Below are 11,538 nucleotides of genomic sequence, written 5' to 3' on the forward strand. Positions count from 1 at the left end.
TATGAAGTATCAAGTATTTATTTGTGATGACAATCAAGATACAATTGTTCAGCTTAAGCACATGCTATTAATCGCTGCTTTTCGATTATCTGATAACGATTCGGTAACTTTTAACGTATTTGGGCAAGCGACAACATACAAAAGTGCTATCAATATTTTACAGAAGACAATACCTACCGGTGGAATCTATTTCCTAGATGTTGAGCTTGGTAAAAATATTGGTAAAGATAACGGATTTGACTTAGCAGAATACATTAAGCAAAACGATCCAAAAGCTCAGATTATTTTCGTTACAAGTCATGCTGACCTTTCTATCATCACTTATCAAAGACGATTGGGGCCTATCGATTATATAGTAAAAAGCTCTAATGTAGCAGAGTTAACTACGCGTATTTCAGACACCTTAAAATCAGCCATTAATTATTTGGAAAACTCAAGCTCAGAATCTGCAAACTTCTTTACTTATAAAGCTGGATATGAAGTAAAGAAAATTGCTGCAGATAATATTTACTATATTTCAACTACCGGCAACTCCCATAAATTAGAACTTGTTCATACCAACGGAATTAGTCAGTTTATCGGTAGTATCAGCAAAATTGCAGAAACGGCACCTTATCTCTTGCAAATCAGTCAATCATGCTTAATTAATCCCAAAAAAGCTGAAATTGATTATCAGTCGCACAAAATCACCTTCCCTAACGGTGATATTCAATACTATTCACGAAAAAACAGTCATATGCTTAGAAAATATTTTTCAAAATGATCAGTCTATTTAATTCTATTAAGTATAAATGAACGCACTCCAAGTCTTGAAGTGCGTTTTTACTATTTTAGCAATCATTGAAAATACACAATATTTCCCGTAAGATTGAAGAAGATTGACTAAGAAATAGAAAGGAAAATATATGACTAAGCACGAATTAAATTCCGAATTGCTGGACCAATTTAGCCGGCAATTTAACGCCGACCCCAAAAACCAGGTCATCAGCCGGGCAGTTAGCCGGTCGGGCCTCCAAGAAGCGGCCTACAACTCTGCCGCTGAGCACAACCACACCTTTTCTTTAGAGCTGGACACTGACAATGTCACCAACCAGAAGCAGTCCGGCCGCTGCTGGCTCTTTTCAACCTTAAATGTTGTCCGCCACAACTTTGGCAAGAAGAACAAGGCTAAGAACTTCACTTTTTCCCAAAGCTACAACTTCTTCTGGGATAAGATTGAACGGGCCAACTACTTCTACGACCGGATCATCAAGACCGCTGACCGCCCCTTAGACGACCGGACAGTGCGCGGCTACTTTGACTGGTGCCAAACCGACGGTGGCCAGTGGCACATGGCCGCCTCCCTGATTAAAAAGTACGGCGTCGTCCCAACTTACGCCATGCCGGAAAGCTTCAACAGCGAACACTCCGCCGTCTTAGACCAAATCCTGGCTGACAAGGAACGTAAAGATGCCCTAGCCTTGCGCGAATTAGCCCAAAAAGACGACCAGGAGGCCCTAGAAGCTGCCCGGGTGCGTTTCCTTGGCGATATCTACCAAATCATGGCTACGGCCCTGGGAGAGCCTCCTAAGACCTTTGACCTGGAATTTCGGGACGATGACCAAAATTACCACCTAGACAAGGACCTCACTCCCCTTGCCTTTTACCAAAAATACTGTGACACCGACTTAGATGACTACGTTGTCTTGGCCAACGCCCCTGACCACCCGCTAAACCGGGTCCTCCACCTGGGCTTTGAAGACAACATCCAAGGCGGCTACCCGAACCTCTTCATCAATGTGCCGATGGAATACCTGGAACGGGCCACGGTTGAGCAGTTAAAGGGCGGCGAAGCAGTCTGGTTTGGCAATGACGTCCTCCGGCAAATGGACCGGAAGACCGGGATGATGGACCTAAAGCTTTACCAATACGACGCTTTGCTTGGCATTGACACCCACTTGTCCAAGGCTGACCGCCTGCGGACCGGGATCGGCGAATCTTCTCACGACATGGCCATTGTCGGCGCCGACATTGATGGCGGTCACATCCGCAAGTGGAAGGTAGAAAACTCCTGGGGTGACAAGTCCGGCAACAAGGGCTACTTCACCATGAGCGCTGACTGGTTCAGAGAATACACCTACGAAGTCGCTGTCCAAAAGCAGTACGTGCCAAAGGATATCTTGGCCCTGCTGGATACCGCCCCAATCGAACTGGACCCATGGGACTCCTTGATCTAGTTAGATTGACTTTTTCGAAGATTCAGCTAAGATAGGCTTATCTTTTAAAAGAAGGAGAAAAATTAATGAGTCATGAATTAACTCTGCAAGAACTGGCTGAGTTCAGCCAAGATTTTAATGCCAACCCCAAGAACCAAGTGATCGCCAGAGCTGCTGGCCGCAGCGGCGTTTTAGAAGCTTCTTATAACGAAGGCGTTGCCCGCCGCTTGACCCGGGTCTTCTCAACCGAGCTGGACACCGACAATGTTACCAACCAAAAGCAGTCTGGCCGCTGCTGGCTCTTCTCAACCTTGAACGTCTTGCGCCACAACTTTGGCCAAAAGAACAAGGCTAAGAACTTCACCCTGTCCCAAAGCTACAACTTCTTCTGGGACAAGCTGGAAAGAGCCAACCTCTTTTACGAAAAGGTCATCGAAACGGCTGACAAGCCACTTGATGACCGGGAAGTCCGCAGCTACTTTGACTTTGCTGGTCATGACGGTGGCCAGTGGCACATGGCTATTTCCTTGGTGAAAAAGTACGGCGTGGTCCCAAGCTACGCTATGCCTGAAAGCTTCAACACCTCTGCCACTGCCGGCTTTGCCCAGGCCCTGGCCGACAAAGAAAGAAAAGATGCTTTAGTGCTCAGAAAGCTGGCCCAAGCTGGCGACACTGAAGGCCTAGAAAAGGCCCGTAAGCAGTTCTTAAACGAAGTCTACCGGATGACCGCCATCGCTGTTGGCGAGCCGCCTAAGACCTTTGATTTGGAATTTAGAGACGATGACAAGGGCTACCACCTGGACAAGGACTTAACCCCAGTTGCCTTCTTCAACAAGTACTTTGACGTGGACTTAGACGACTACGTGGTCTTGACCAACGCCCCTGACCATGAATATGGCAAGCTCTATCACCTGGGCGCTGAAGACAACGTGGAAGGCGGTTCCCCAATCCTCTTCTTGAACGTGCCGATGGAATACCTGGAACGGGCTGCTGTCAGCCAGTTAAAGGATGGCGAAGCCGTATGGTTTGGCAACGACGTTCTCCGGCAAATGGACCGGAAGACCGGCTACCTGGACACGGACCTGTACAAGCTGGACGAGCTCTTTGACGTCGATACCAGCCTAACCAAGGCTGAACGGCTGGCTACGGGCGTGGGCGAAGTTTCCCACGCTATGACCTTAGTCGGGGTGGACGAAGACCAAGGTGAAATCCGCCAATGGAAAGTAGAAAATTCCTGGGGCGACAAGTCCGGATCAAAGGGCTACTACGTCATGAGCCAAGACTGGTTCAAGGAATACGTCTACGAAGTCGTGGTCCACAAGCAGTACTTGACCAAGGACCAACAATCATTGTTAGCCTCAACGCCAGTTGAACTCGAGCCATGGGACTCCTTAGCCTAATGTTTACTTTAATTTTTGCCGGAATCATTTCCCTGGCCCTGCTGGGTTTATTAGTCTACGTCTTGCACCAAGACTAGACTTCACCCCGTAAAGACAATAAAGCATAATAAAAAACGCCTCAATGAGGCGTTTTTCTTTTGCTATTTTACTTTTCGTAGCTTTGAGCGACCTTTTCGTAGTACTCAACTTCGTCATCAGTACACTTAACAAAGTGACCTGGGCGAATTTCGTGCATTGACCGTTGGTCGTCCTTGCCGTCGCCTTCGAACTTGCCATATTCGTAGTCGATCCGGTGACGGTTGCGTTCGATTTCTGGGTCCGGTTGTGGCACCGCAGAAATCAAACTCTTGGTGTAGTCGTGAAGTGGGTGGTCGTAAACTTCGTCAGCTGCCCCAACTTCAAGCAGCTTACCGTAGTGCATAACCCCGATCCGGTCAGAGATAAACTTAACCATGGACAAGTCGTGGGCGATGAAGAGGTAAGTCAAGTTTCTTTCCTTCTTCAAGTCGATCATCAAGTTAACGACCTGGGCTTGAATGGAAACGTCCAAAGCGGAAATTGGTTCGTCGGCAACGATGAACTTTGGTTCAACGGCCAAGGCCCGGGCAATCCCGATACGCTGACGCTGACCACCAGAGAATTCGTGTGGGAACCGTGAAGCGTGGTTTCTGTTCAAACCAACAGTTTCCAAAAGGTCTTCAACCCGCTTGCGGCGTTCTTCCTTGGTCTTAACCAAGCCGTGGATGTCCAAGCCTTCAGCAATGATGTCTTCAACAGTCATTCTAGGGTTCAAGGAAGCGTAAGGGTCCTGGAAGATCATTTGGGCGTCCCGGCGGAAAGCCAAGTTTTCTTCCCGGCCATGAAGCTTAGTAACGTCCTTGCCTTCAAAGAGGACTTCGCCCGCAGTTGGCTTGTAAAGCTGCAAGATTGACCGGCCCGTGGTCGTCTTACCTGAACCAGATTCACCAACCAAGCCGAAGACTTCACCTTCGTAGATGTCGAAGCTGACGTCGTCAACACCCTTGGTGATGTTACGGCCATTCTTGAAGTATTGCTTCAGGTGCTTGACCTCTAAAATCTTTTTTCTTTCTTCTGCCATATTCTGCGTCTCCTTTAATCCTTGTCAGCTGCTTGCAATTCTTTGTAGTGTTCCCAGCGACGAACGATTTCTGCAGGTGGCGTAACCTTTGGTGCGTCTGGGTGCAAAAGCCAAGTAGCAGCCTCGTGAGTTTCTGAAACCTTGAAGAATGGTGGCTTCATTTGGGTGTCGATCTTCATTGCGTACTTGTTTCTTGGCGCAAATGGGTCACCCTTTGGTGGGTCCAAGAGGTCTGGAGGCGTACCTGGAATTGATTCAAGCTTTTCACTGGTCAAGGTTGGCATGGAGTTGATCAAGCCCCAAGTGTATGGGTGTTGTGGGTTGTAGAAGATGTCGTCAACCGTACCCTTTTCCAAGAATTCACCAGCGTACATAACGTTAACCCGGTCAGCCATGCCGGCCACAACGCCCAAGTCGTGAGTGATGAAGATGATTGAAGTCTTAACCCGCTTTTGGAGGTCCTTCATGAGGTCCAAGATTTCGGCTTGAACAGTAACGTCCAAGGCAGTAGTTGGTTCGTCGGCCAAAAGGATTTCTGGTTCACAGATCAAGGCAATGGCGATAACGATCCGCTGCCGCATCCCACCAGAGAATTGGTGTGGGTATTCGTTGATTCTTTCTTCAGCGTTTGGAATCCCAACGGCCTTCATCATATCCAAGGCCTTAGCCCAGGCTTCCTTCTTAGAAGCGCCCTTGTGCTTGATCAATGGTTCAGCGATTTGCTGACCGATCTTCATGGTTGGGTCAAGGGAAGTCATTGGGTCCTGGAAGATCATGGCGATTTGGTTACCACGAATTTGTTGCCATTCCTTTTCAGAAATCTTCAGCAAGTCCTTGCCGTGGAAAAGGATTTGGCCGCCCATGATTTGGGAGTTCTTAGCCAAAAGACCGATGATGCTTCTAGTAGTAACTGACTTACCTGAACCAGATTCACCAACGATGGCTAAGGTTTCACCTTCATCCAGGTGGAAGGACACATCACGAATGGCCTTAACTTCACCAGCGTAAGTGTGGAAGTCAATCTTTAAGTTCTTAACGTCTAAAATTCTATTTGCCATATGTCTCCCCCTTATCTTTGGCCCTTAGGGTCGAAGGCGTCACGCAGACCGTCACCAAGTAAGTTAAAGGCAATCATCAAGATACACAGAACCGTTGCTGGGTACCACATTTGGTATGGCAGGAATTGGAAGTTCTTTTGACCTTCGTTCAGCAGAACACCCAATGAAGTTTCTGGTGCAGAAATACCAATACCAATGAAGCTCAGGAAGGCTTCGAAGAAGATGGCACTTGGGATAGTGTACATAGTTTGAATGATGATGATACTTGAAAGGTTTGGAATCAAGTGCTTCAAGGCAATCTTGAAGGTTGATTCACCTAATGACCGTGCAGCCAAAACGTATTCTTCGTTCTTCAAAGACAAGGTCTCGGCACGGATCTGCCGGGCCATAGTCGTCCATGAGGAGATGGCCAGAGCCAAGATGATTGAAGTAATACCAGGCTTCAAAACAACCAGCATTAAAACCACGATAACCAGGGTTGGAACTGAGGAGATGATTTCGATGATCCGTTGCATGATGTTGTCGACCATGCCGCCCCTCCAGCCGGAGATGATCCCGTAGGTAACCCCGATGGCCAAGTCGAAGAAGGCAGCCACCACGGCAACGATCAAGGAGATCTTAGTACCGTAGATAATTCTTTGAGCCAAGGACCGGCCGAGGTAGTCGGTACCAGCTACAAAGTACTTGCCGGCTGGCACTGATGCATAAGCATCAGTCCAAACGCCGTTTTGCTTGATCTTACCGTTCAAGCCATTGAGCCAGTCAAAGCCCTTCCACTTGGCAGGCAAGTTAGCGTATTGCGGTGCTGACTTAACCAAACTGGAGTTGTTGATCCAGAAGGTTGAGCCAAAGGCAATTACGAACATTACAATAACGATAATTGCTGAGATAACCGCAGCCTTGTTTTGCTTAAATCTGATCCAAACATTTTGCATGAAAGAAAGTGATGGGCCAGAAATGTGCTCGGCGCTTTGGGTATCACCCTTTTGAACGTGTTCAAAAGATTCAGCAGTGATTTTTACATTACTTGCGTCTTGATCCATTGATTTAAAACCTCACTTTCTGATTAGTCAGTCAATCTGATTCTTGGGTCGATCAAACTGTAAACAAGGTCAGTAATCAGCAAAATGGCAACCAAGCCGAAGCTGTAAACCATACTTACCCCCATGATGGTTGGGTAGTCGTTGGTCAAGATTGACTTGGTAAACTGTTCACCGATCCCGGGAATGTTGAAGATGTTTTCGATAACCATTGAACCAGTCATCAGGGCAACTGCGTATGGCCCGATCAGGGTAACCAATGGAATCATTGAGTTCCGCAAGGTGTGCTTTCTGATAACTTCAACCCGGCTGAGCCCCTTGGCTTTACCTAATTCAACGTAGTCAGAACTTAAGGTATCAACCATTTCCGTTCTGACAAACCGGGCAGTTTCGGCTAGCGGCCCGACGCAAAGGGCTAAGGTTGGCAAAACAGTTTGTGATGCCTCACCCCAGCCAGCGATTGGGAACCAGCCGAGCTTCAAACCGATGTAGTATTGAAGCAAAACGGCCAAGACGAAGTTAGGCACTGACTTACCAATGATGGCCAAAACCGTTGAAGTGGAGTCAATCCAAGTCCCTTGGTTCATGGCCGCAAAGGAGCCTAGGATAATCCCTAAGATAACCCCAACAATCAAGGCTTGCAACCCCAATTGAGCAGATGCGCCAAGACGGGCACCGATCAGTGCGGAAACCGGTTGGTTACTGTATTGGAAGGAAATCCCAAAGTCACCGTGAGCTGCCCCAGCCAAGTAAGTCAGGTACTGAACTATATACGGCTTGTCCAAGCCGTATTGCTTGTTCATGATCGCTTTTTGCGTAGCCGTCATCTTTGCTTCGTTAGCATATGGAGAACCAGGCATCATCTTCATTAAGAAGAAGGTGATGGTTGCTACTAGGAAAAGCGTCAAAATTCCGTAAAATATACGTTTAAGTATGTATCTTGCCATAAATTTCGCTCCCTTAATCCTTGCTTTTTAATCAAGTCTTTGTTTTTAATGTTTTTCTTATTATACCAGAAAATCAGGAAATTACCATACGATAATATAAAACTGTACCCTTTTAAGTCAAGTATTTCCAACTATTTGAGCCTTTTTTCGCTAATTTTCCACCTAACTTTAATTTGCCTTTTTTCTCTTTTTAGCCTATCCAAAGTTTAAATTATTATTTTTTAAATAAGTTTTTAGCTAGAAAAACAATTTTTTCAGGGGAAATAGCTTATTTTAGTAATTTTCACTTTAGAATTTTGCCGTTTTTTCTCTGCTCCTTCCTTATCTTTTGACTCTAACTTTGTTTTTTCTCTTTCTATTTTTTGGTTAAACAAAAAATAGAAAATTGGATGTTATGAAAGCACCTCAATTTTCTATTATATCACGGTAGAATCTTAATTTTTAGTTGCATAAGTGGTCTTGAAGTCTGGATATTCACCGTTATAGACTAGGTTCTTGATGGTTGGCCGGATCATCCAAGCTTGCCCCATGTGGTAGAGCGGACTGATTGCTTCTTGGTCGACAATGATGTTTTCCGCCTTTAAGAGTTCCTTCTTCCGCTTGGCCTTATTCATGGTCAAGGAGGCCTTTACCGCCTTGTCATAGGCCTTATTTGACCATTTACCGAAGTTGTAGGTCTGACCTGACTGCATGTAGGCTAAGAAGTGGTATGGATCTGGGAAGTCACTGGTTAAACCGCCCAGTACCACGTCGTAGTTGCCGGCGATTTGTCTAGAAACTCTAGTCGTCTTTGGCAGGTTGTTGACAGAAACGCTGATCTGGCTGCCAAAGGCTTCGGTCAAGGCACTTTGGATAAATTCAGTCTGCTTCTTGTAGCTGTCGTCATCATCAGCCATCAAAGTAAAGGAAATCTTCTTCACCTTTAATTCCTTCAAGGCCTTCTTGAAGTACTTCTTGGCTTCAGACAAGTTGTATTCAACGTACTTGTTGACGGAGCTGTTGTTCTTTTCCGCTTCCTGTACAAAGTTCTGCCCGTCTAAAACGACATTAGTAGCTGAGAAGGTCTTAGCTTGGGTATTGTAGGTCCCAATCGTGGACAAGAGCTGCTTGCGGTTGATGGCCATGGAAATGGCCCGGCGCAGGTTGGCATTTCTAAAGATCTTCTTTTTCTTGTAGTTGTATGACAGGTAAGTCGTGTTGCCCAAGGTCAGAACCCGGTAGCCGCGCTTATTCTTCATGCTCTTAGCAGCTTGGGTATCGAGCAGAGCTGCATCCAGCTTGCCTGTTTGGTAGAGGTTGTAGTCCGTGGATGGGGTCTTTTGCACGCTGTAGTTGACCGCTGACAGTCTAACTGCCTTCTTGTCCCAGTAGTACTTGTTCTTGACCAATTTCCAGGTCAAGCTGGACCCAGTCCAGCCGCTTGACGTAAACGGCCCGTTATAAACGGCGTAAGCTGACTTGGTGCCGTATTTCTTGCCATACTTTTCAACAACCTTGCTGTCTAGCGGCTTCAAGCTGATAGCGGTCACAACCTTAAAGTATGGAATCTTCTTTTCAAAAGTCACCACTAGCTTGTAATCACCATCGGCCTTAACGCCCAAAGTCTTGACCTTCTTCTTGCCTTCAGAGATGGCAATGGCGTTCTTGATGCCTTCGTAGTTGTTGACTTGGCTAGAAGCAGTCTTAGGATCCACCTGCCTTCTCCAGGCGTAAACAAAGTCGTTAGCCGTTACGGGGTCGCCATTTGACCACTTGGCATTTTTTCTCAAATAAAAAGTCCAAGTCAGGCCATCTTTTGAAGTTTCACTCTTATAGGCAACGCCAGGAACAGTTTTAGAGTTCTTGCCCAAGCGGTACAAGCCTTCATAGGTGTTGGCAATCTGTTCTTCACTGGCCGTGTCGTCGGCCTTGGCTGGGTCCAAGCTTTCCAGTTCAGACGTGGTCATCCAGTTGATGGACTTTTCATATTCGCTAGAGGAATTCTCGACAGCCTTCTTGGTTTCTGACTTAGAGCAAGCCACCGTAAACAAGGCTCCAGCCACAATCGCTGCAGCTGAGATCTTCTTCAAGTTCTTCATTTTTTCCTACTTTCTTGTTTGTTCAACCCGAAATTCTTACTCAAACAGTGAAATTAATTATTTTCTCATTATAGCCCTCCCGGGAGATTTTTTCAAATTAAAGCCCTTCATTCATAATTGCTTTTGTGCATAAAAAAAGCGAAGACTGAATCTTCGCTTTCTTCGTGTATAAAGGAGGTCTGTTAAAAATCTTCAGCAAATTACTTGATGTAAGCTTCCTTGAAGTTGTAAGGAGCACCGGCACCGTTGAAGACAACGCCCTTAACCTTAGTCTTAACCAGAGTTGCTTCGTTAGTGTAGTACAGCGGAGTAACGCCTTGGTCTTCAACTAAAGCTTGGTCAGCCTTAACCATAGCCTTCCAGCGAGCAGCGGTTGAGCCAGTAGTCTTAGACAGGGAAACGTTCTTGTTGTAAGTCGTTGATTCCCACTTACCGTAGTTGTAGGCGTTGCCCTTTGAAAGCAGGTCAAGGAAGGAGATTGGGTCTGAGAAGTCAGCAGTCCAGCCAGTTGCGACCACGTCGAACTTCAAAGCTGTAACGCGGGACAGACGGGTCTTGAATGGAACGTTAGTAACTTCAACCTTCATGCCCAGAGTTGATTCCAAAGCACTTTGGATGAATTCAGTTACCTTCTTAGCGTCGTCAGTGTCGTCACCAAGCAGCTGGATAGTGATTGACTTCTTGCCAAGTTCCTTCAAAGCCTTCTTGTAGTATTCCTTAGCCTTAGCCTTGTCGTAGCCTTGAACGGCTTGAGTAGCTGAGGTCTTAACTTCGCTTGAGAAGTCCTTGCCAGTGCTTGAGTCAGTGATGCCGGCTGCGGTGAAGGAAACGGCTGCTTGGTTAGCGGCACCAACCGTAGTTGCCAATTGCTTCTTGTTGATGGCAAGAGAGATTGCCTTACGCAGGTTAGCGTTTGCCAAGTTCTTGTCCTTAGCAATGTTGTATTGCAGGTACTTGGTTGAAGCAAACTTTCTAACAGTCCAGCCAGTAGTGCCCTTCAATTGCTTGCTTTGTTGAGCATCCAGGTTGGTTTCGTCAAGCTTGCCGCTTTGGTAGAGGTTGTAGCTAGTTGATTGGGTCTTTTGAACGCTCATTGAGACTTGGTCCAGCTTAACGTTCTTCTTGTCCCAGTAGGTGTTGTTCTTAACCAGCTTCCAAGTCAAGTTGGAGCCAGTCCAGCCGGTCATCTTGAATGGACCGTTAGACAGAACGTACTTAGCTGCCGTACCGTACTTAGAGCCGCACTTTTCAACAAACTTTTGGTTTTGTGGGAAGAAGATGTAGAAGCCCATAAGCAACTTGAAGTATGGGATTCTTCTTTCCAAGGTAACCGTCAGCTTGTACTTGCCGTCAGCCTTAACGCCCAAAGTGTTAACGGCCTTCTTGCCGGCAACGATTTGGTCAGCGTTCTTCACGCCGCTGAAGAGGTAGGCATATTCTGAAGCAGTCTTAGGGTTAACGGTTCTTCTCCAGGAGTAAACGAAGTCGTTAGCAGTTACCTCGTCGCCGTTTGACCACTTAGCACCCTTACGCAGGTTGAAAGTCCAGGTCTTGCCGTCCTTGCTTTCCTTCCAGGAAGTTGCCATACCAGGCGTAGCCTTGGCATTGTTGCTCAACCTGATCAAACCTTCCATGACGTTGTTGAATTGGTCAGCGTCATAACGGTCAGTGGCCTTGGATGGATCCATGGTGGTCAATTCGGCATGGTCAATTCGGCATGG

General features: G+C 46.7%; 9 protein-coding genes. 3 read left to right on the forward strand and 6 right to left on the reverse strand.

Features of this window, described 5'->3' with window-relative positions:
* The first annotated feature begins 1 nt into the window (after position 1).
* From FC20_RS03060 to FC20_RS03070, 3 genes are all read left to right on the forward strand, one after another.
* Entirely contained in the window at positions 2-763 is a 762-nt protein-coding gene (locus FC20_RS03060; protein ID WP_008463486.1) for a LytR/AlgR family response regulator transcription factor, read from the forward strand.
* 142 nt (positions 764-905) lie between these two features.
* On the forward strand, positions 906-2,216 hold the full coding sequence (locus tag FC20_RS03065; protein ID WP_008463484.1) for a C1 family peptidase: 1,311 nt from the start codon (positions 906-908) through the stop codon (positions 2,214-2,216).
* A 65-nt stretch (positions 2,217-2,281) separates the two neighbouring features.
* Positions 2,282-3,595, forward strand: a complete 1,314-nt coding sequence (locus FC20_RS03070; protein ID WP_008463482.1) for a C1 family peptidase — start codon at positions 2,282-2,284, stop codon at positions 3,593-3,595.
* A gap of 145 nt (positions 3,596-3,740) precedes the next feature.
* Here FC20_RS03070 and FC20_RS03075 read toward each other — a convergent pair whose 3' ends face one another.
* From FC20_RS03075 to FC20_RS03100, 6 genes are all read right to left on the reverse strand, one after another.
* Entirely contained in the window at positions 3,741-4,694 is a 954-nt protein-coding gene (locus FC20_RS03075) for an ABC transporter ATP-binding protein (RefSeq protein ID WP_008463479.1), read from the reverse strand.
* A gap of 14 nt (positions 4,695-4,708) precedes the next feature.
* Positions 4,709-5,752, reverse strand: coding sequence for an ABC transporter ATP-binding protein (locus FC20_RS03080; RefSeq protein ID WP_008463477.1), 1,044 nt, complete (start codon positions 5,750-5,752; stop codon positions 4,709-4,711).
* 11 nt (positions 5,753-5,763) lie between these two features.
* Positions 5,764-6,795 carry an ABC transporter permease gene (locus FC20_RS03085; protein WP_008463476.1) on the reverse strand — a complete coding sequence of 344 codons (1,032 nt, stop codon included), beginning with the start codon at positions 6,793-6,795 and terminating at the stop codon, positions 5,764-5,766.
* Between the two features lie 23 nt (positions 6,796-6,818).
* Positions 6,819-7,739 carry an oligopeptide ABC transporter permease gene (gene opp3b, locus FC20_RS03090; RefSeq protein ID WP_008463474.1) on the reverse strand — a complete coding sequence of 307 codons (921 nt, stop codon included), beginning with the start codon at positions 7,737-7,739 and terminating at the stop codon, positions 6,819-6,821.
* A 434-nt stretch (positions 7,740-8,173) separates the two neighbouring features.
* On the reverse strand, positions 8,174-9,817 hold the full coding sequence (locus FC20_RS03095; RefSeq protein WP_008463472.1) for a peptide ABC transporter substrate-binding protein: 1,644 nt from the start codon (positions 9,815-9,817) through the stop codon (positions 8,174-8,176).
* A 200-nt stretch (positions 9,818-10,017) separates the two neighbouring features.
* A partial coding sequence (locus FC20_RS03100; protein ID WP_056945311.1) for a peptide ABC transporter substrate-binding protein occupies positions 10,018-11,538 on the reverse strand: 1,521 nt, incomplete at its 5' end.

Origin of the sequence: Lactobacillus equicursoris DSM 19284 = JCM 14600 = CIP 110162 (assembly GCF_001434815.1) — a bacterium.
Lineage (GTDB): Bacteria > Bacillota > Bacilli > Lactobacillales > Lactobacillaceae > Lactobacillus > Lactobacillus equicursoris.